The sequence below is a fragment of the Maribacter sp. C-4077 genome, from assembly GCF_055378385.1.
In genome coordinates this window covers 2,624,979-2,643,023 of record NZ_AP038807.1, presented here as the reverse complement: position 1 = coordinate 2,643,023, position 18,045 = coordinate 2,624,979, and the positions used below count along the sequence as shown (strand labels likewise).

Below are 18,045 nucleotides of genomic sequence, written 5' to 3'. Positions count from 1 at the left end.
AAATTATTCCCGTATTAATGGTAACGTACTACATCTTAAAAGTCCTTCTTGTTTGGAAATCTCCGCGTATGGAATCTCCTCAACGGTAAAACCCTGTACCCTAAGCCAACTGTTTAATCGGGTAAAACTCTTTTCCGATACCACCACCTCTGGGGTTATCGAGAATACATTACTGAACATATGGTACATTTCGTCTGCCGTTATTTCAAAAACGTTTTCCTTGCCAAAGAAATCGACCAACCATTGGTACTCCTTCTCCACCAAAAATCCATTCTTATGAATGATGGCCTTCCCTTTTCCCAAAGGCTGAAAACAGCAGTCCAAATGTAGGGCGTTTTCCTTGGCATTTTTGGATTTTCTCAACTCAAAGGACAGAACCTTTTTCTTGGGAAATTGCTCGCGCAAATATTCGACCGCATGCACATTGGTCCTGGCGGTAATGTGGTCTGCATAATCGGCACCCGTATAGGTTCCCACAAAAATATAATCGTTCCAAGGCATAACGTCACCTCCCTCCACATGCACTTTTTCCGGTGGATGTAAAATATGGTCTTCCTCAATTTTATCGAGTACATGAAGTATGGCATCCACTTCTTTTTCCCTATCGGGCAAAATATTTGAAATGATAAGCTTGTCCTCGATTACGAACGCGATATCCCTTGAAAATATCTGGTTACAATCCTCCAAGACCTCAGGTCTAAAGACGGCCACATCGTATTTCTTTAATACCTTGGAAAAAGCCTCCATCTCCCTAATCATATCCTCTTCCTTTGGGTAGGTACCCGCCAGGATATGTTCCAAGGATTTTGGGTCATAGGCCTCTTCCGGTTTGGGAATTGGTCCGGGACTTTTTGCCGTACCCAAAACCACGGCCCTTAACCTTGATATTTCATCATTTACACTTAGCCTAAGCATACTATCAATTTTGAGCGCTAAGGTACTATTAAAAACGCCCTCTTTAAACTTTAAAAGGGCGTTCTAAATTTTAAAATCGATTATTTGATCAACGAGATTTTAAATCTACAAATGGTCGTAGATTTTCACCGATATACACCTGACGTGGCCTTCCTATGGGCTCTCCCCGTAATCTCATTTCCCTCCATTGGGCAATCCATCCGGGAAGCCTTCCCAAAGCGAACATTACGGTAAACATCTCAGTAGGTATACCCAAAGCGCGGTAAATAATACCCGAATAGAAATCCACGTTGGGATACAGTTTTCTATCTACAAAGTAGGAATCTTCCAAGGCTTCTTTTTCCAATCCTTTGGCGATATCCAAAATGGGATCTTGAATTCCCAAATCTCCCAGTACTTCGTCCGCAGCCTTTTTGATAATCTTGGCGCGAGGATCAAAGTTTTTATAAACCCTGTGACCGAAGCCCATCAGCCTAAAAGGATCATCCTTATCCTTGGCTTTCGCCATATATTTTTTTGTGTCACCGCCATCAGCCTCAATAGCCTCCAACATCTCCAGTACTGCCTGATTGGCTCCGCCATGCAAGGGCCCCCAAAGTGCGGAAATTCCGGCCGACAATGACGCGAACAATCCGGCATGGGATGAACCTACAATACGTACGGTTGAAGTAGAACAGTTTTGTTCGTGGTCTGCATGGAGAATCAATAATTTATCCAAGGCATCGATAACGACCTTGTTCTTTTTGTATTCCTGATTTGGTCTTTTGAACATCATTTTATGAATGTTCTCCACATAACCCAAGGTATCGTCACCATAATCCAAGGGCAAGCCCTTTTTCTTACGTAACGTCCATGCGACCAAAACAGGGAACTTGGCCAAAATTCTAACAATAGAGCGATACATATCCTTTTCCGAACTTACATCTACGGTAGACGGATTAAAAGCGATAAGGGCACTTGTTAGAGAAGAAAGTACGCCCATAGGATGGGCCGACTTTGGAAAACCGTCCAAAATTTTCTTCATCTCTTCGTCAACATGGGATTCATCGGTGATATCCTTATGGAACTTGGCCAATTCATCCTCATTTGGCAATTCACCAAATATTAGTAAGTACGCCACTTCCAAAAAATCGGCTTTCTCGGCTAGCTCCTCTATAGAATATCCCCGATATCTTAAAATACCCTTTTCACCATCCAAAAAAGTAATGGCACTTTCACATGAACCCGTGTTCTTATATCCTGGATCTATTGTAATTATACCTCCTGTTGAGGACCTTAAAGATTTTATATCAATGGCAAGTTCATTTTCCGTTCCTTTAACTACCGGAAATTCATATTTTTTACCATTATATTCTAAAGTAGCTTTATCTGACATCTCTGAATTTTACGTGTTAATCGATTAGCTGTAAATTTAATAAAACAGGGGTATTTTAACAATTCCGCCCACTTCTTTGGGCTAAAATTAACAATAAGTTAGTCGTACGGAAAAACCTATAACAAATAGAGGTCTTTGTAATAAGCATCCACGGAATCTTCCCAGGTGAATCGCATTTTTTTTGCGTTCGCTTTAATTCTTTTCCAAGTGGGTTTATCGTTTTCCCAAACGTTCAGGGCCTCGTCAAAAACCTTCACCATGTTCCTTATCTGCTGGTCATAGGTCTTTCCTTCAAAGGCAAACCCCGTTTTCATGTGGGTTACAGTATCCTTAAGACCCCCTGTATGGTGTACCAGGCAAGGGTTCCCGTTTCTCATGGCCAACATCTGACTTATACCGCATGGCTCGAACAAACTTGGCATAAAATAAAGATCTGTTTCCAAATACATGGAATCAATAAGGTCTTCAGATTGGCCATTGGTGAAAATAAAATTTTTATGCTTGTAGCTCATCTTCCTGAACAGATCTTCATAATCCGGATTTCCGGTTCCCAAAAGCATGAAAATACCCTCTGCTTTGTCCAATCTTTTTAAAATTTCCTCAAAAGCTTCGGGCGAACGTTTTAGGAAATAAAATTTCTGTTCCGTCAGCCGGGCAACACTTGATACAATGAACTTGGGCCGGTTCCCAACATATTGCATAATCTTTTCCCCTGTATGGGCGAGAAAATCGGCCTTGTACTTTTTGGATTCGTCCTGCAACCATCTAAACAGTGCCTTAACGGTATTCCGATACAGATTGCCTTTTTCGGCCGTTCTAATGTTATTATAATTGGAAGCATTTAATATCCCAAAGAGCCTTCCTTCATTATTCGCTTTTTGAAGATCCTTTTCCAGGCCCTCACCCCCAATAAATTCGGGCGGCCTGCTCGGCAACATGACGTCTTCCTTGTAGGATGGGGAAACCGTGTGTACGGCATCCGCCAATCGAATTCCCACGGCCATAAGATTGATACAATCCAGGTATCTAGGGTCCATTAAACCCTTATGGTCCAATTGAACCTCGGGAAACCAATTATTTACAGAGGCATAGTTGTTGTAAAAGGGTCGGATGCCCTGTATTGCCAAATTATGGATACTGTAGACATATCGCATTTTTTTTAAATCGCGATAAGCGGGATGATAGGTCTTCAAAAAAAGAACCGCGCTGGAATGCCAGTCGTGCATATGGACTACGTCCAATTTTCCAAAGGCACCCACCTTAATAGCTTCTGCCACAGCGGTGCAGAATATCATGAACTTGACGAAATCGTTAAAAAATGGTTCCGTTGGGTCATCATGGTAAATGTGGGCAATACCACCCTCTTTGATTTCAGGGTGATGAATGGCATAATGTGTAATATTCTTTATGATCTTTTTGGGAACAACTTCGTACAACTCCGCCTTATAGACCGTTCCCCTTAAATTGAACTCCAAATCCGTCTTGAAAATCCCGTTTTGATGCAACCTCCCGTAAGATGGCACTACTACATGTGCAAAATCCCCACGATTGGCGATTTCCCTGGGAACGTCCCTCACCACATCGCCCATTCCTCCGGCCTTGCAATTTGGAATCGCATCGTTTTCCGCTGAAACAAATAAAAAATTATTCATACACTTTTAAATAGGGGAATTTATAACCTAGAAAAGGTAATTAAAGTTTTAGACTGTTCCAAAAAAAAAGGCTTTCTAAAAGAAAGCCTTTTTTGCAAAACTATTATTATTTGACCTTAAAGGCCTTTTCCTGAGGATAGTAGGCCATACTTCCCAATTCCTCCTCTATTCTCAACAATTGGTTGTATTTAGCCATACGATCAGATCTGGATGCGGAACCTGTTTTGATCTGTCCTGTATTCAACGCTACGGCCAAATCGGCAATCGTATTATCTTCCGTCTCACCGGACCTATGGGACATTACCGAAGTATATCCTGCATTCTTGGCCATGTTCACCGCTGCAATCGTTTCGGTCAAAGTACCAATTTGATTTACCTTGATCAAAATGGAATTGGCAATGCCTTTCTCGATTCCTGTTGACAATCGTTCTACATTGGTAACGAACAAATCATCACCTACCAATTGAACTTTATCGCCAATTTTATCGGTAAGGGCCTTCCAACCATCCCAATCGTTCTCGTCCATTCCGTCCTCAATGGAAATAATTGGATATTTGGCAGTCAAGTCCGCCAAATACTGGGCCTGTTCCTCAGAAGTCCTCACCACTCCCTTATCTCCTTCAAATTTGGTATAATCATATTTACCATCCACATAAAATTCTGCGGATGCACAATCCAAAGCGATCATTACATCGTCCCCCAATTTATAGCCTGCCTTATCAACAGCTTTTGCAATGGTATCCAAAGCGTCCTCAGTTCCACCGGCAAGATTTGGAGCAAATCCACCTTCATCACCTACGGCTGTACTCAAACCCCTATCATGCAATACTTTTTTTAGGTTATGAAAGATCTCAGTACCCATTTGCATGGCATGCGAAAAACTCTTCGCCTTTACGGGCATGATCATAAACTCTTGAAAAGCGATGGGGGCATCTGAATGCGACCCCCCATTAATAATGTTCATCATGGGAACAGGTAGGGTATTGGCACTAACCCCTCCTACATATCTGTATAAGGACATGCCCAACTCATTGGCAGCGGCCTTAGCTGCAGCCAAGGAAACGCCCAAAATAGCGTTTGCACCTAATTTGGATTTGTTAGGAGTACCGTCCAAATCGATCATTGTCTGGTCCAAAAGGTTTTGCTCAAAAACGGACATTCCAAGTATTTCCTCAGCGATGACAGTATTTACGTTTTCAACTGCCTTCATGACCCCTTTGCCCATAAAAGTTTTTCCTCCGTCCCTGAGTTCAACTGCCTCGTGTTCTCCCGTAGAAGCCCCAGATGGTACAGCAGCCCTTCCCATGACACCGTTTTCAGTGATAACATCTACTTCAACAGTGGGATTTCCTCTTGAATCTAAAATTTGTCTTGCGTGAACGCTTAATATGATACTCATTTGTTATTTTCTTTAGTAACTGAATTAAAATGTGATTTGTAAAGATACGAACGTTAAACCCACGTTGTTAAAACGATTGTTCCATTTCAAAGGAATATAACGATTTTTTAAACTTCTGTGGATTGCATTGACGTTTTCTCGATCAACTTGAAAAAATCATCAAAAAGATAGTCCGCATCATGGGGTCCAGGACTTGCTTCCGGGTGGTATTGCACCGAAAAGACGTCCTTGTTTTTCATTCGGATTCCCGCCACGGTTTGGTCATTTAAATGCACATGGGTAATTTCCAAATCCTGATTGGCCTCCGTTTCTTCACGATTGATTGCAAATCCATGGTTTTGCGAGGTAATTTCCCCCTTCCCGGTAAGTAAATTCAAGATGGGATGGTTGATACCCCTATGACCATTATGCATCTTATACGTAGAAACGCCATTGGCCAATGCGATGACCTGGTGGCCCAAACAGATTCCAAACAGAGGTTTGTCGGTTTTTATAATCTCCTTGGCAACTTGAATCGCTTCACTTAAAGGTTCCGGATCACCAGGACCGTTTGAAATGAAATAGGCATCCGGATTCCAGTCAGACATTTCTGCGAAGGTTGCGTTGTAAGGGAATACTTTAATATACGCACCACGCTTTTTCAGGTTACGAAGTATATTTTTCTTTATTCCGATATCCAGGGCCGCTATTTTCACGGGCGCTGATGCATCCCCATAAAAATAGGGTTCTTTGGTAGATACCTTTGAGGCGAGTTCCAATCCTTCCATACTGGGAACTTTCTCAAGTTGTTTTTTCAACTCTGGAATATTGTCAACCTCCGTGGAAATGACCGCATTCATAGCCCCATTGTCCCTAATGTAACTGACCAAAGCCCTTGTATCCACATCTGAAATGGCAAAAAGATCGTTCTTGTCCAAAAATTCCTTTAAGCTGGCATCCGCCAAGGGACGGGAATATTCGTAACTAAAATTTCGGCATATGAGCCCGGCTATCTTAATGGTCTCGGATTCCACTTCGTCAACGTTCGTACCATAATTCCCTATGTGGGCATTGGTAGTCACCATCAATTGACCAAAATAGGAAGGGTCCGTAAATATTTCCTGATAGCCCGTCATACCGGTATTAAAACAGACCTCCCCGAAGGCGGTCCCATCTTTGTCCCCTACCGACTTACCATAAAAAATGGTTCCATCGGCCAATAATATTAAAGCTTTCTTTTTGGCTTGATACTTCATGATGTTCCTTTTCTATTTATCCGTTCACAAAAAAACATAAAAAAAGGATAGGCTGTAAGACCTATCCTTTTATAATTATCAATATTTATTGACATGTTACTCTTTTGAGTCATCCTCTTTTTTTACCTCGTTTTCAGGCTGTGATTCAGCTTCTGGGGCAGTCTCGACTTCCGGAGCCGCTTCCTCTGCAACTACTTCCTTCACTTCTGTCTCCTCTGCTTTTGGAGCATCGGCACCTGAACTCTTTCCACCTCTTCTACTTCTTCTAGTAGATTTTTTCTTAGGCTTACCGGCATTGTATAGTTCGTTGAAATCAACCAACTCTATCATGGCCATATCCGCGTTATCACCCAATCTATTTCCCAATTTGATGATTCTAGTATAACCACCAGGTCTATCGGCGACCTTTTCAGCAACAACGCTGAACAATTCAGTTACTGCATATTTATCACGAAGGTTTTTAAAAGCGATACGTCTGTTGTGCGTACCTTTTTCTGCGGATTGATTATTCTCAGCTTTGGATTTTGTAATCAATGGCTCAATAAATTGCTTTAAAGCTTTAGCCTTTGCAACCGTTGTATTGATTCTTTTATGCTCAATTAAAGAACATGCCATGTTGGCCAACATAGCCTTTCTATGCGCCGATTTTCTTCCTAAATGGTTAACTTTTTTACCGTGTCTCATTATTATAGTATTATCATCTTGCTACCAAACTCGGTCGAACGAGGAGCAAAATATGATTAATTAATCCTTATCTAATTTGTATTTTGAAAGATCCATTCCAAAGCTCAGTCCTTTGTTGATTACCAACTCCTCAAGCTCTGTAAGGGATTTTTTTCCGAAGTTTCTAAACTTCATCAAATCGTTTTTGTTGAAAGAAACCAAATCTCCCAAGGTATCTACCTCCGCTGCCTTTAGACAGTTCAAGGCACGTACGGAAAGGTCCATATCAACCAATTTGGTCTTCAACAACTGTCTCATGTGCAGGGATTCCTCATCGTAGGTTTCCGTTTGCGCGATTTCATCGGCTTCAAGCGTAATACGCTCATCAGAGAACAACATGAAATGATGGATCAATACCTTGGCAGCTTCCGTTAGGGCATCCTTAGGATGTATGGAACCATCGGATACAATCTCAAAAACCAATTTTTCATAGTCGGTCTTTTGCTCAACACGATAGTTCTCTATGCTATACTTTACGTTCTTGATCGGCGTAAAGATAGAGTCGACAGCTATTGTTCCAATTGGAGCACCTGACTTCTTGTTTTCTTCAGCAGGAACATATCCCCTACCCTTATCTATGGTAATTTCCATATTGATACTGATCTTGGGGTCCATGTTACAAATGACCAAGTCTGGATTAAGCACTTGGTAACCAGAGATGAACTTTTGGAAATCCCCGGCAGTCAATTGCTCCTTACCACTAACTGAAATGGAAACGACTTCAGCCTCAGAATCTTCGATCTGCTTCTTGAAACGAACTTGTTTTAAGTTTAGGATAATTTCGGTCACATCTTCTACAACACCCGAAATCACTGAGAACTCATGTTCTACTTTATCAATCCTTACGGATGTAATGGCATGGCCTTCCAAGGAAGAAAGCAACACCCTTCTAAGTGCATTCCCAACAGTTAATCCATAACCAGGCTCCAAAGGACGAAATTCGAACTTTCCTTCGAAGTCTGAGGAATCGATCATTATTACTTTATCGGGTTTCTGAAAATTAAATAATGCCATAATTGGATCAGTGTTGTTTTTATTTTGAGTAAAGCTCGACGATTAATTGTTCTTTGATGTTTTCAGGAATCTGAAGTCTCTCCGGAACGGAAACGAATGTCCCCTCCTTTTTTTCGCTATTCCAAGTAATCCATTCGTAAACACTACTGTTTGCCGAAAGTGAATCCTGAATACTTTGTAAAGACTTGGATTTTTCCCTAACACCTACAACGTCTCCTGCCTTTAATGTATAGGAAGGAATATTTACGATATCGCCGTTCACTGTAATATGTCTATGGGAAACCAATTGTCTGGCACCGCTTCTTGAAGGGGAAATTCCCATTCTGAACACCACGTTATCCAAGCGGCTCTCACATAATTGCAAAAGAATCTCACCCGTAACACCTTCTTTTCTTTTGGCAGTGGCGAAAAGGTTTCTAAACTGCTTTTCAAGAATACCGTAGGTATATTTAGCTTTTTGTTTTTCCATCAACTGTACGGAATACTCAGACTGCTTTCCTCTACGCCTGTTGCTTCCATGTTGTCCTGGAGGGTAATTTTTTTTCTCAAAGGATTTATCGTCCCCGAATATCGCCTCACCAAATTTTCGGGCGATTTTTGATTTAGGTCCTGTATATCTTGCCATTTTCTAAAATTATGAAGGTGGGATTATGAATTAAGGCTTATCCTTCGATAATCGTAATTACACCTTCGGTGAAATATTAATACTTAATTAAACTCGTCTTCTTTTTGGAGGTCTGCACCCATTGTGAGGCATTGGTGTAACATCTATGATTTCAGTTACCTCAATTCCAGAATTGTGTATGGAGCGGATAGCGGATTCACGACCATTTCCAGGTCCCTTCACATAAACCTTCACTTTTCTCAAACCCGCTTCATGGGCAACTTTTGAACAATCCTCCGCCGCTACTTGCGCAGCATAAGGTGTGTTCTTCTTAGATCCCCTGAATCCTAATTTCCCTGCCGAAGACCAAGAAATAACATCACCTTTTTTATTAGTCAAAGAAATGATAATGTTATTGAACGAGGCATTTATATGTGCCTCTCCAACAGAATCAACAATAACCTTACGCTTCTTAACTACTTTTGTATTTGCCTTTGCCATATAAATTTTTAGTTTCTAGTGTTAGTTTTAAGTTATTGGAATCCTAGACTTTTACATTTCAAACAGATTCTTCTAACGTCTAAATACTAATGACTTCTATTGTTTATTATTTAGTTGCTTTCTTCTTGTTAGCAACTGTTTTTCTCTTTCCTTTTCTGGTCCTAGAGTTGTTCTTTGTACGCTGACCCCGTAATGGCAAACCGGCTCTATGACGAATACCTCTGTAACATCCAATATCCATTAATCGCTTAATGTTCAATTGAATCTCGGAGCGTAACTCACCTTCTATAGTAAATGAAGAAACTGCATCCCTGATACGACCAATCTCATCATCGTTCCAATCAGAAACTTTAGTATCCTCACTAACTTGGGCTTTACTTAAAATCTCCTTGGCCCTGCTCTTTCCTATCCCGTAAATATAGGTCAAGGCGATTACGCCTCTTTTTTGTTTTGGTATATCAATACCCGCGATTCTTGCCATAATTACCCTTGTCTTTGTTTAAATCTAGGATTCTTTTTGTTGATTACGTACAATCTGCCTTTCCTGCGAACAATCTTACAGTCGGCACTTCTCTTTTTTACTGATGCTCTTACTTTCATGCTATCTTAGTATCTATAAGTAATTCTTGCTTTTGTAAGGTCATAAGGACTCATTTCCAATTTGACCTTATCTCCAGGTAATAATTTGATATAATGCATACGCATCTTACCTGAAATATGCGCTGTAACTACATGTCCATTTTCCAATTCAACTCGGAACATTGCGTTAGACAATGCCTCTATAATGGATCCATCTTGTTCTATCGCTGCTTGTTTGGCCATAAATTATGCTACTTTTCTATTTTTTCCGGTTTTCATCAATCCATCGTAATGTCTATTCAATAGATATGAATTCACCTGTTGCACAGTGTCGATTGCAACCCCTACCATAATTAAAAGGGAAGTTCCACCATAAAATAGTGCCCATCCGGCCTGTACATCCAATAATTTTACGACGATGGCTGGTAAAACGGCCAGCAAAGCTAAAAATATTGATCCAGGTAACGTAATTAATGACATTATTTTATCCAAATAATCGCCAGTTTCCTTTCCAGGTCTAATTCCTGGAATAAAACCTCCACTACGTTTCAAGTCATCCGCCATTTTATTGGTAGGTACGGTAATAGCGGTGTAGAAGTAGGTAAAAATTATAATAAGGAAAGCAAATAACAAGTTGTAGGCCCAACCAAAAATATCACTGAATTGTACCTGCATCCACTGTCCAAAAGTTGTATCATCAAAAGCACCACCGATCATACCAGGAACGAACATAATTGCCTGTGCAAAAATTATGGGCATTACTCCAGAAGCATTAAGCTTTAAAGGAATATATTGTCTAGATCCCATTACGTTCTTTTCATATCCTCCGGAAGCGGTCCTTCTAGCATACTGAACGGGTATCTGCCTGGTGGCCATTACCAACAATACACTTGCCAAAATCACCAAGAACCAAACAATAACTTCAATCAGAATGAACATGAGTCCACCGTTATTATTGGTTGTCCTGGAAACAAACTCCTGTACAAAAGATTGCGGCATCGTGGCTATGATACCAATCATAATCAATAAAGAAATACCGTTTCCAATGCCCTTATCGGTGATTTTCTCACCCAACCACATTGCAAAAACACAGCCCGAAACCAATATAATAACTGCCGGAATCATAAAATCCAAACCTTTACCCAATACAAAGGCACTATCAGGAACACCAAATGCACCTAGACCATATAAATAAGCAGGAGCTTGAACAATACAAATACCAATGGTCAACCAACGTGTAATCTGATTAATAGTCTTTCTACCACTTTCCCCTTCCTTTTGTAATTTCTGAAGATACGGTATGGCAATACCCATTAATTGGACTACGATAGAGGCCGATATATAAGGCATGATACCCAAAGCAAAAATAGACGCATTCGCAAATGCCCCTCCTGTAAAAGCGTTAAGAAGACCAAAAATACCTTGGTCAGTACCATCGGCCAAACCACCTAATTGGGTAGAATCAATACCTGGAAGAACGATTTGACAACCAAACCTATACACCAAAAGAAGCCCAAGAGTAATTAGTATCCTACTCCTTAGCTCCTCTATTTTCCAAATATTGGATATTGTATCTATAAATTTCTTCATGTTCCCGTATATACTTATAAACTTATTGCTTCACCACCCGCAGCCTCGATAGCAGCTTTTGCGGAAGCAGTAAATTTATGTACCGATACCTTTAGAGCGGTCTTTAGTTCACCGCCTCCTAATATTTTAACTAAGTCATTTTTTCCTACAATGCCGTTTTCGACCAAAGTTTCGAAGGAAACTGAACTCTCAATTACTTTGTTATCTACTAACTCCTGTAATTTTCCAAGGTTTATTCCTTTGTAGTCCTTTCTATTTATGTTGGTAAAACCAAACTTGGGAACTCGTCTCTGCAATGGCATCTGACCACCTTCGAACCCAATTTTTTTTGAGTAACCAGATCTAGATTTAGCACCTTTATGCCCTCTTGCAGCGGTACCACCTTTACCTGAGCCTTGTCCTCTACCTAAACGTTTACCCTCTCTATTAACGGAACCTTCTGCAGGTTTTAGATTACTTAAGTTCATTAGATTTATGTTTAAGCTTCTTCGGTAGAAACCAAATGTTTAACTTTATTTATCATTCCAAGAATATTAGGTGTTGCATCATGTTCAACAACCTGACCTATTCCTTTTAATCCAAGAGCTTGCAACGTCCTTTTTTGGTTCTGTGGCTTCTTAATACCGCTCTTTACTTGTTTTACTTTAATTTTTGCCATAATTAACTGTCTTAACCTTTAAAAACCTTCTCCAAGGAAACTCCCCTCTGTTGTGAAATTGTTTTGGCATTCCTTAATTGTAATAAAGCGTCAAAAGTTGCCTTTACTACATTGTGAGGATTCGAAGATCCTTGAGATTTAGATAATACATCGTGAACACCCACGGCCTCTAATACCGCCCTAACTGCTCCACCGGCAATCACACCTGTACCATGCGATGCAGGTTGAATGTAAACTCGAGCACCACCATATTTACCTTTTTGCTCATGAGGCAAAGTACCTTTGTTCAAAGGAATACGAATCAAATTCTTTTTTCCGTCCTCAATAGCCTTTGCGATTGCGGTAGCCACCTCTTTTGATTTACCAAGACCGTGTCCTACCACTCCATTTTCATCGCCAACAACTACGATAGCAGAAAAACCAAATGCCCTACCACCTTTCGTAACTTTGGTAACACGCTGAACGCCCACCAATCTATCCTTTAAATCTAAACCTCCTGGTTTAACTGTTTCTACATTTTTGTACTTCTGGAACATACCTCTTATTTAGAATTTTAAACCTGCTTCCCTTGCACCCTCTGCCAAGGACTTAACCCTTCCATGGTAAAGGTTTCCGCCCCTATCAAAAGCTACCTTTTCTATACCGGCAGCCTTAGATTTTTCGGCAATCGCCTTACCTACAAGAGCAGCAATTTCCGTTTTGTTTCCTTTTGCCGATGCGATATCCTTGTCTCTGGAGGAAGCAGCCGCCAAAGTAACACCTTTCACATCATCTATCAATTGTGCATAGATTTCGCTGTTGCTTCTAAAGACGGATAATCTTGGCCTTTCGGCAGTTCCATTGGAAACCTTGCGGATTCTCCTTCGAATTCTATACTTTCTTTGTGTTTTTGATAATCCCATAATACTTTTATTAAGCCGATTTACCTGCTTTTCTTCTTAATTGTTCACCAACAAATTTGACACCTTTTCCTTTGTAAGGCTCTGGCTTACGGAAGGATCTAATCTTCGCCGCAATGTGCCCAACCAACTGCTTATCGTGTGAAGTTAGTTTTACAATAGGGTTCTTACCTTTTTCTGATATGGTCTCAACTTTTACCTCTGGTGCCAAGTCGAAAATAATATTGTGGGAAAAACCTAAAGCCAAATCAAGTTTTTGACCTTGGTTACTTGCTCTATAACCTACACCTACCAATTCCAATTCCTTGGTCCATCCTTGTGACACACCCTTCACCATATTCAATACCAATGCTCTGTACAGACCATGCTTTGCTTTATGCTCTTTAGAGTCAGACGGCCTTGTTACAAATGCCTGCCCGTCTTCTATTTTTATATCTACACCAGAGAACTCTTGAGTCAATTCACCTAATTTCCCTTTAACGGTAATTTCTTTATCCTTGACCTCTATGGTTACGCCTTCTGGAATTGCTATCGGATTATTTCCTATTCTAGACATCTTCTAACTCTTTTTCTATTAATATACGTAGCATAAAACCTCCCCACCAACGTTCTCCGCCTTGGCTTGCTTACTCGTCATAACACCGTGTGACGTTGAAACAATCGCAATACCCAATCCATTGAGGACCCTAGGCAAGTTAGCGTTGGAAGCATACTTTCTCAAACCTGGCTTACTAATACGCTCTATTTTCTTAATTACAGGTTCTTTGGTTAATTTATCGTATTTCAAGGCAATTTTTATAGTACCTTGAACTTTGTCATCCTCGAACTTATAACTTAAAATATATCCTTGATCGAATAATATTTTAGTAATTTCCTTTTTCAAATTCGACGCAGGGATTTCAACAACTCTGTGTCCTGCCCTACTCGCATTTCTAATCCTTGTTAGATAATCTGCTATAGTATCTGTTACCATTTATATATAATTCGGTGACGGTTTTTAGCCTTTTGCTAAACCTGAAACCAGTTATTCAATTTATTTTACCAGCTGGCTTTTTTAACCCCAGGTATCAAACCTTGGTTTGCCATTTCCCTGAACATTACCCTAGAGATACCAAAAGTCCTCATGTAACCTTTAGGTCTTCCGGTAAGTTTACACCTGTTGTGCATACGTACCGGAGAGGCATTTCTTGGCAATCTCTGTAGCGCCTCATAATCTCCAGCTTCCTTTAAAGCTTTACGTTTTTCAGCATATTTAGCTACAGCCTTTGCCCTTTTTCTCTCACGGGCTTTCATTGATTCTTTAGCCATCCTAGTTCTTTTTAAAAGGTAATCCTAATTCCGTTAATAATGATTTTGCTTCCTTATCCGTTTCGGCAGAGGTTACAAATGTCACATCCATCCCATTGATTCTGTTAATCTTATCAATATTGATCTCTGGGAAAATGATTTGCTCCGTGATTCCAAGGTTATAGTTACCACGTCCATCAAAACCAGTGGCCTTAATTCCTTGAAAATCCCTAACCCTAGGAAGGGCCGAAGTAACCAATCTATCCAAAAATTCATACATCCGGTCTCCTCTCAGTGTCACCTTAGCACCTATCGGCATACCTTTTCTTAGTTTGAAAGCCGCAACGTCCTTTTTAGACATGGTAGCCACTGCCTTTTGACCCGTAATCATTGTCATCTCATCCACAGCATGATCAATGAGTTTTTTATCGGCCACAGCAGCACCAACACCCCTACTCACAACAATCTTCTTGAGTTTTGGAACCTGCATTACGTTCTTGTAACCAAATTCTTCGGTCAAGGCCGCTACGATACGGTCTTTATATTCTTTCTTTAATCTTGCAACGTAAGCCATAACTAAATTACTTCATTTGATTTCTTGGCAACTCTAACCTTTTTTCCGTCTCTCACCTCGTAACCTACTCTCGTAGTTTCACCAGATTTTGAGTCGATCAACGATAAATTGGAAATATGGATCAAGGCTTCTTTTTTAACGATACCACCTTGGGGGTTTTGTGCACTTGGTTTTTCATGTTTGGAAACCATATTCACTCCCTCTACAATCGCTTTATTTTTTTCAAGATTTACGGACATAACCTTACCTTCAGAACCTTTATGGTCTCCGGCAACGACCCTTACCGTATCTCCTGTTTTTATCTTTAACTTCTTCATTTTACTAGTCTAATTATAGTACCTCGGGGGCCAATGAAACAATTTTCATGAACTGCTTGTCCCTTAGCTCTCTTGCTACGGGGCCGAAAACACGCGTACCTCGCATTTCACCTGCTGGATTCAACAATACACATGCATTGTCATCAAATCGGATATAAGAACCATCCGGTCTTCTTACCTCCTTTTTGGTCCTAACAACCACGGCTGTAGAAACCGCACCCTTTTTTATACCTCCGTTTGGAGTAGCTTCCTTTACGGTAACTACGATTTTATCCCCAATGGAAGCGTATCTTCTTTTTGTACCACCTAGAACACGGATAGTTAAAACTTCCTTAGCTCCGGTATTATCCGCTACCTTTAATCTAGATTCTTGCTGTAACATAACTTATTTGGCTCTTTCTAAGATTTCTACTAACCTCCAACACTTGGTCTTGCTCATAGGACGTGTCTCCATAATCTTTACGGTATCGCCGATATTGCAATCGTTCTTTTCGTCATGGGCAACATATTTCTTTGTTTTCAAAACGAACTTACCGTACATAGGGTGTTTAACTCTCTTAACCTCAGAAACAACAATGGACTTTTCCATCTTGTCGCTGGTTACTACCCCAATTCTCTCTTTTCTTAAGTTTCTTTTTTCCATAAAGCAGAACCAATTATTGGTTTTCCCTTTTAGTTAATTCAGTAGCCAATCTTGCAACCGTTCTTCTTACTTTTCTAATTTGAAGAGGGTTTTCCAATGGAGTCACAAAATGAGCCATTTTTAAATCTGCATGTTGCTTCTTATACTCTGCAAGTTTTTCCGTAAGCCCTTCAACAGACAACTCCTTTATTTCTTGATTTTTCATGATTTCCTACGATTAATTGTCAACTGTATAATCTCTTGCAACAATGAATTTTGTTCGTACCGGTAGCTTCTGAGCCGCAAGTCTAAGTGCCTCTTTGGCTATGTCAATTGACACACCGGCAATTTCGAACATTACTCTACCTGGCTTTACAACGGCCACAAAGTATTCAGGCGCACCCTTTCCTTTACCCATACGCACCTCCAAAGGTTTTTTGGTAATAGGCTTGTCTGGAAAAATTTTTATCCATAGTTGACCTTCCCTTTTCATATATCTTGTAGCTGCAATACGAGCGGCTTCAATTTGACGGGAAGTCAAAAAAGAAGAGTCCATAGATTTTATTCCGAACATACCATTAGAAAGTTGATGTCCTCTGCCGGCAATACCTTTCATCCGGCCTTTCTGCATTTTTCGGAACTTAGTTCTTTTTGGTTGTAACATTTTTCTCTACTTCTTTAGTTATTACTTTCTACGACGTGGCTTTCTTGCACCTTCTTGTTTACCGGGTTTGGAGGCCTGTCCTTTTTGCATTCCAGTTAATGGAGAAAGTTCCCTTTTTCCATAAACTTCACCTTTCATAATCCAAACCTTAATACCCAATTTTCCATAAGTGGTTTGAGCTTCTTGTAAAGCATAGTCTATATCAGCCCTGAAAGTGGACAATGGAATTCTACCTTCTTTGTAAGATTCTGAACGTGCCATTTCCGCACCATTCAAACGACCGGATATCTGTACTTTAATACCTTCCGCATTCATCCTCATAGCAGCGGCAATCGCCATTTTAATTGCTCTCCTAAAAGAAATTCGGCTCTCGATTTGACGTGCAATACTGGCAGCAACAAGATTGGCATCCAACTCAGGTCTCTTAATTTCGTAGATATTTATCTGGACTTCCTTATTGGTAATCTTTTTAAGCTCTTCCTTCAACTTATCTACCTCTTGCCCGCCTTTACCTATTATAATTCCAGGTCTTGCCGTAGTTACGGTAACCGTTATAAGTTTAAGGGTTCTTTCGATAATAACCCTGGAAACGCTTGCCTTAGAAAGCCTAGCATGGATATACTTTCTAATCTTATCATCCTCTGCCAACTTATCGCCGTAATCATTTCCACCGTACCAGTTGGACTCCCATCCCCTGATAATTCCTAGACGATTTCCTATTGGATTTGTTTTCTGTCCCATTCTAGCTTTCTGTATTTGTATTAGACCCTAAAACCAAGGTTACGTGGTTTGAACGTTTTCTTATCCTATGTGCCCTTCCTTGAGGAGCAGGACGCAACCTTTTGAGCATTGCCCCACTGTCCACACGAATTTCGGAAACAACCAAATCAGCGTCTTCTAAACTGGCATCCTCGTTCTTGGCTTGCCAATTGGCCAAAGCGGATAACAACAATTTTTCCAACTTTCTCGAAGCTTCCTTAGGATTGAATCTCAATATAGCCAAAGCCCTTTCTACCTTCTCGCCACGAACTAAATCGGCAACCAATCTCATTTTCCGTGGTGATGTTGGACAGTTGTTCAATTTAGCGAAAGCTACTTTCTGCTTTTCAGCCTTAATTCTTTCGGCCATTTGTTTTTTACGAACTCCCATAGCTTACTTCTTACCTTTATTCTTTGCACCTGCATGACCTCTAAAAGACCTTGTTGGTGAAAATTCTCCTAATTTATGTCCAACCATGTTCTCGGTTACGAAAACAGGTACAAATTGTTTCCCATTATGCACAGCAATTGTAAGTCCTACAAAATCCGGAGTTATCATTGATGCCCTGGACCATGTTTTTATTACGGACTTCTTACCGGAAGAAACACTTTCCTGAATCTTCTTTTCTAAACTGTAATGAACGTAAGGTCCTTTTTTTAGTGAACGTGCCATTTCTT

29 protein-coding genes are annotated in these 18,045 nt (G+C 40.4%); all 29 read right to left on the bottom strand.

The window, feature by feature from the left end; all coding sequences use genetic code 11:
• Positions 1-3 precede the first annotated feature (3 nt).
• Positions 4-915, bottom strand: a complete 912-nt coding sequence (locus ACZ41C_RS11350; RefSeq protein ID WP_138259134.1) for a dimethylarginine dimethylaminohydrolase family protein — start codon at positions 913-915, stop codon at positions 4-6.
• An 88-nt stretch (positions 916-1,003) separates the two neighbouring features.
• Positions 1,004-2,290: a citrate synthase gene (locus ACZ41C_RS11345; RefSeq protein ID WP_138259133.1), complete on the bottom strand. Its 1,287-nt coding sequence runs from the start codon at positions 2,288-2,290 to the stop codon at positions 1,004-1,006.
• Between the two features lie 116 nt (positions 2,291-2,406).
• Positions 2,407-3,942 carry a glycogen synthase gene (locus tag ACZ41C_RS11340; RefSeq protein ID WP_464561479.1) on the bottom strand — a complete coding sequence of 512 codons (1,536 nt, stop codon included), beginning with the start codon at positions 3,940-3,942 and terminating at the stop codon, positions 2,407-2,409.
• 106 nt (positions 3,943-4,048) lie between these two features.
• The gene (gene eno, locus ACZ41C_RS11335) at positions 4,049-5,341 is read right to left on the bottom strand and encodes a phosphopyruvate hydratase (RefSeq protein WP_138259131.1); all 1,293 of its coding nucleotides are present in this window, start codon (positions 5,339-5,341) and stop codon (positions 4,049-4,051) included.
• A 107-nt stretch (positions 5,342-5,448) separates the two neighbouring features.
• On the bottom strand, positions 5,449-6,576 hold the full coding sequence (carA, locus tag ACZ41C_RS11330) for a glutamine-hydrolyzing carbamoyl-phosphate synthase small subunit (protein WP_464561477.1): 1,128 nt from the start codon (positions 6,574-6,576) through the stop codon (positions 5,449-5,451).
• A 96-nt stretch (positions 6,577-6,672) separates the two neighbouring features.
• Positions 6,673-7,260, bottom strand: coding sequence for a 50S ribosomal protein L17 (gene rplQ, locus ACZ41C_RS11325; RefSeq protein WP_154917021.1), 588 nt, complete (start codon positions 7,258-7,260; stop codon positions 6,673-6,675).
• Positions 7,261-7,320: 60 nt separating this feature from the next.
• On the bottom strand, positions 7,321-8,313 hold the full coding sequence (locus ACZ41C_RS11320; protein WP_125221120.1) for a DNA-directed RNA polymerase subunit alpha: 993 nt from the start codon (positions 8,311-8,313) through the stop codon (positions 7,321-7,323).
• A gap of 19 nt (positions 8,314-8,332) precedes the next feature.
• A complete protein-coding gene (gene rpsD, locus ACZ41C_RS11315; RefSeq protein WP_099546251.1) occupies positions 8,333-8,938 on the bottom strand; it encodes a 30S ribosomal protein S4 in 606 nt (201 codons plus the stop codon).
• 87 nt (positions 8,939-9,025) lie between these two features.
• Entirely contained in the window at positions 9,026-9,418 is a 393-nt protein-coding gene (gene rpsK, locus ACZ41C_RS11310) for a 30S ribosomal protein S11 (protein WP_099546252.1), read from the bottom strand.
• 106 nt (positions 9,419-9,524) lie between these two features.
• Positions 9,525-9,899, bottom strand: a complete 375-nt coding sequence (gene rpsM / locus ACZ41C_RS11305) for a 30S ribosomal protein S13 (protein WP_138259127.1) — start codon at positions 9,897-9,899, stop codon at positions 9,525-9,527.
• Between the two features lie 2 nt (positions 9,900-9,901).
• The gene (ykgO, locus tag ACZ41C_RS11300; protein ID WP_013305171.1) at positions 9,902-10,018 is read right to left on the bottom strand and encodes a type B 50S ribosomal protein L36; all 117 of its coding nucleotides are present in this window, start codon (positions 10,016-10,018) and stop codon (positions 9,902-9,904) included.
• Between the two features lie 6 nt (positions 10,019-10,024).
• Complete coding sequence (gene infA / locus ACZ41C_RS11295; RefSeq protein ID WP_013305172.1) at positions 10,025-10,240, bottom strand: translation initiation factor IF-1; 216 nt, start codon at positions 10,238-10,240, stop codon at positions 10,025-10,027.
• A gap of 3 nt (positions 10,241-10,243) precedes the next feature.
• Positions 10,244-11,587, bottom strand: a complete 1,344-nt coding sequence (gene secY / locus ACZ41C_RS11290) for a preprotein translocase subunit SecY (RefSeq protein WP_154917022.1) — start codon at positions 11,585-11,587, stop codon at positions 10,244-10,246.
• A gap of 14 nt (positions 11,588-11,601) precedes the next feature.
• Positions 11,602-12,054, bottom strand: a complete 453-nt coding sequence (gene rplO / locus ACZ41C_RS11285; protein WP_138259125.1) for a 50S ribosomal protein L15 — start codon at positions 12,052-12,054, stop codon at positions 11,602-11,604.
• A gap of 11 nt (positions 12,055-12,065) precedes the next feature.
• Complete coding sequence (gene rpmD, locus ACZ41C_RS11280; protein ID WP_138259124.1) at positions 12,066-12,245, bottom strand: 50S ribosomal protein L30; 180 nt, start codon at positions 12,243-12,245, stop codon at positions 12,066-12,068.
• Positions 12,246-12,256: 11 nt separating this feature from the next.
• Positions 12,257-12,781, bottom strand: a complete 525-nt coding sequence (gene rpsE / locus ACZ41C_RS11275; protein WP_138259123.1) for a 30S ribosomal protein S5 — start codon at positions 12,779-12,781, stop codon at positions 12,257-12,259.
• Positions 12,782-12,790: 9 nt separating this feature from the next.
• Positions 12,791-13,147, bottom strand: a complete 357-nt coding sequence (rplR, locus tag ACZ41C_RS11270) for a 50S ribosomal protein L18 (RefSeq protein ID WP_138259122.1) — start codon at positions 13,145-13,147, stop codon at positions 12,791-12,793.
• Between the two features lie 10 nt (positions 13,148-13,157).
• The gene (gene rplF, locus ACZ41C_RS11265; protein ID WP_138259121.1) at positions 13,158-13,700 is read right to left on the bottom strand and encodes a 50S ribosomal protein L6; all 543 of its coding nucleotides are present in this window, start codon (positions 13,698-13,700) and stop codon (positions 13,158-13,160) included.
• A gap of 18 nt (positions 13,701-13,718) precedes the next feature.
• Entirely contained in the window at positions 13,719-14,117 is a 399-nt protein-coding gene (gene rpsH, locus ACZ41C_RS11260; RefSeq protein WP_138259120.1) for a 30S ribosomal protein S8, read from the bottom strand.
• Positions 14,118-14,182: 65 nt separating this feature from the next.
• Complete coding sequence (gene rpsN, locus ACZ41C_RS11255; RefSeq protein ID WP_464561468.1) at positions 14,183-14,452, bottom strand: 30S ribosomal protein S14; 270 nt, start codon at positions 14,450-14,452, stop codon at positions 14,183-14,185.
• Between the two features lies 1 nt (position 14,453).
• On the bottom strand, positions 14,454-15,005 hold the full coding sequence (rplE, locus tag ACZ41C_RS11250; protein WP_094996001.1) for a 50S ribosomal protein L5: 552 nt from the start codon (positions 15,003-15,005) through the stop codon (positions 14,454-14,456).
• Between the two features lie 2 nt (positions 15,006-15,007).
• Positions 15,008-15,322: a 50S ribosomal protein L24 gene (rplX, locus tag ACZ41C_RS11245; RefSeq protein ID WP_138259118.1), complete on the bottom strand. Its 315-nt coding sequence runs from the start codon at positions 15,320-15,322 to the stop codon at positions 15,008-15,010.
• Positions 15,323-15,335: 13 nt separating this feature from the next.
• Positions 15,336-15,704 carry a 50S ribosomal protein L14 gene (rplN, locus tag ACZ41C_RS11240; RefSeq protein ID WP_027064819.1) on the bottom strand — a complete coding sequence of 123 codons (369 nt, stop codon included), beginning with the start codon at positions 15,702-15,704 and terminating at the stop codon, positions 15,336-15,338.
• Positions 15,705-15,707: 3 nt separating this feature from the next.
• Positions 15,708-15,965, bottom strand: a complete 258-nt coding sequence (gene rpsQ, locus ACZ41C_RS11235; protein WP_094996003.1) for a 30S ribosomal protein S17 — start codon at positions 15,963-15,965, stop codon at positions 15,708-15,710.
• A gap of 13 nt (positions 15,966-15,978) precedes the next feature.
• A complete protein-coding gene (gene rpmC / locus ACZ41C_RS11230; RefSeq protein WP_094996004.1) occupies positions 15,979-16,170 on the bottom strand; it encodes a 50S ribosomal protein L29 in 192 nt (63 codons plus the stop codon).
• A gap of 12 nt (positions 16,171-16,182) precedes the next feature.
• Entirely contained in the window at positions 16,183-16,608 is a 426-nt protein-coding gene (rplP, locus tag ACZ41C_RS11225; protein WP_138259117.1) for a 50S ribosomal protein L16, read from the bottom strand.
• A gap of 21 nt (positions 16,609-16,629) precedes the next feature.
• Positions 16,630-17,349: a 30S ribosomal protein S3 gene (gene rpsC / locus ACZ41C_RS11220; RefSeq protein WP_138259116.1), complete on the bottom strand. Its 720-nt coding sequence runs from the start codon at positions 17,347-17,349 to the stop codon at positions 16,630-16,632.
• 1 nt (position 17,350) lies between these two features.
• The gene (gene rplV / locus ACZ41C_RS11215) at positions 17,351-17,758 is read right to left on the bottom strand and encodes a 50S ribosomal protein L22 (protein WP_138259115.1); all 408 of its coding nucleotides are present in this window, start codon (positions 17,756-17,758) and stop codon (positions 17,351-17,353) included.
• Between the two features lie 3 nt (positions 17,759-17,761).
• Complete coding sequence (gene rpsS / locus ACZ41C_RS11210; protein ID WP_138259114.1) at positions 17,762-18,040, bottom strand: 30S ribosomal protein S19; 279 nt, start codon at positions 18,038-18,040, stop codon at positions 17,762-17,764.
• Positions 18,041-18,045: the final 5 nt, after the last annotated feature.

Coding starts and splice junctions, on each gene's coding strand:
- ACZ41C_RS11350 (WP_138259134.1), bottom strand. CDS start 915: ATGCTTAGGCTAAGTGTAAATGATGAAATATCAAGGTTAAGGGCCGTG.
- ACZ41C_RS11345 (WP_138259133.1), bottom strand. CDS start 2,290: ATGTCAGATAAAGCTACTTTAGAATATAATGGTAAAAAATATGAATTT.
- ACZ41C_RS11340 (WP_464561479.1), bottom strand. CDS start 3,942: ATGAATAATTTTTTATTTGTTTCAGCGGAAAACGATGCGATTCCAAAT.
- eno (WP_138259131.1), bottom strand. CDS start 5,341: ATGAGTATCATATTAAGCGTTCACGCAAGACAAATTTTAGATTCAAGA.
- carA (WP_464561477.1), bottom strand. CDS start 6,576: ATGAAGTATCAAGCCAAAAAGAAAGCTTTAATATTATTGGCCGATGGA.
- rplQ (WP_154917021.1), bottom strand. CDS start 7,260: ATGAGACACGGTAAAAAAGTTAACCATTTAGGAAGAAAATCGGCGCAT.
- ACZ41C_RS11320 (WP_125221120.1), bottom strand. CDS start 8,313: ATGGCATTATTTAATTTTCAGAAACCCGATAAAGTAATAATGATCGAT.
- rpsD (WP_099546251.1), bottom strand. CDS start 8,938: ATGGCAAGATATACAGGACCTAAATCAAAAATCGCCCGAAAATTTGGT.
- rpsK (WP_099546252.1), bottom strand. CDS start 9,418: ATGGCAAAGGCAAATACAAAAGTAGTTAAGAAGCGTAAGGTTATTGTT.
- rpsM (WP_138259127.1), bottom strand. CDS start 9,899: ATGGCAAGAATCGCGGGTATTGATATACCAAAACAAAAAAGAGGCGTA.
- ykgO (WP_013305171.1), bottom strand. CDS start 10,018: ATGAAAGTAAGAGCATCAGTAAAAAAGAGAAGTGCCGACTGTAAGATT.
- infA (WP_013305172.1), bottom strand. CDS start 10,240: ATGGCCAAACAAGCAGCGATAGAACAAGATGGATCCATTATAGAGGCA.
- secY (WP_154917022.1), bottom strand. CDS start 11,587: ATGAAGAAATTTATAGATACAATATCCAATATTTGGAAAATAGAGGAG.
- rplO (WP_138259125.1), bottom strand. CDS start 12,054: ATGAACTTAAGTAATCTAAAACCTGCAGAAGGTTCCGTTAATAGAGAG.
- rpmD (WP_138259124.1), bottom strand. CDS start 12,245: ATGGCAAAAATTAAAGTAAAACAAGTAAAGAGCGGTATTAAGAAGCCA.
- rpsE (WP_138259123.1), bottom strand. CDS start 12,781: ATGTTCCAGAAGTACAAAAATGTAGAAACAGTTAAACCAGGAGGTTTA.
- rplR (WP_138259122.1), bottom strand. CDS start 13,147: ATGGGATTATCAAAAACACAAAGAAAGTATAGAATTCGAAGGAGAATC.
- rplF (WP_138259121.1), bottom strand. CDS start 13,700: ATGTCTAGAATAGGAAATAATCCGATAGCAATTCCAGAAGGCGTAACC.
- rpsH (WP_138259120.1), bottom strand. CDS start 14,117: ATGGTAACAGATACTATAGCAGATTATCTAACAAGGATTAGAAATGCG.
- rpsN (WP_464561468.1), bottom strand. CDS start 14,452: ATGGCTAAAGAATCAATGAAAGCCCGTGAGAGAAAAAGGGCAAAGGCT.
- rplE (WP_094996001.1), bottom strand. CDS start 15,005: ATGGCTTACGTTGCAAGATTAAAGAAAGAATATAAAGACCGTATCGTA.
- rplX (WP_138259118.1), bottom strand. CDS start 15,322: ATGAAGAAGTTAAAGATAAAAACAGGAGATACGGTAAGGGTCGTTGCC.
- rplN (WP_027064819.1), bottom strand. CDS start 15,704: ATGTTACAGCAAGAATCTAGATTAAAGGTAGCGGATAATACCGGAGCT.
- rpsQ (WP_094996003.1), bottom strand. CDS start 15,965: ATGGAAAAAAGAAACTTAAGAAAAGAGAGAATTGGGGTAGTAACCAGC.
- rpmC (WP_094996004.1), bottom strand. CDS start 16,170: ATGAAAAATCAAGAAATAAAGGAGTTGTCTGTTGAAGGGCTTACGGAA.
- rplP (WP_138259117.1), bottom strand. CDS start 16,608: ATGTTACAACCAAAAAGAACTAAGTTCCGAAAAATGCAGAAAGGCCGG.
- rpsC (WP_138259116.1), bottom strand. CDS start 17,349: ATGGGACAGAAAACAAATCCAATAGGAAATCGTCTAGGAATTATCAGG.
- rplV (WP_138259115.1), bottom strand. CDS start 17,758: ATGGGAGTTCGTAAAAAACAAATGGCCGAAAGAATTAAGGCTGAAAAG.
- rpsS (WP_138259114.1), bottom strand. CDS start 18,040: ATGGCACGTTCACTAAAAAAAGGACCTTACGTTCATTACAGTTTAGAA.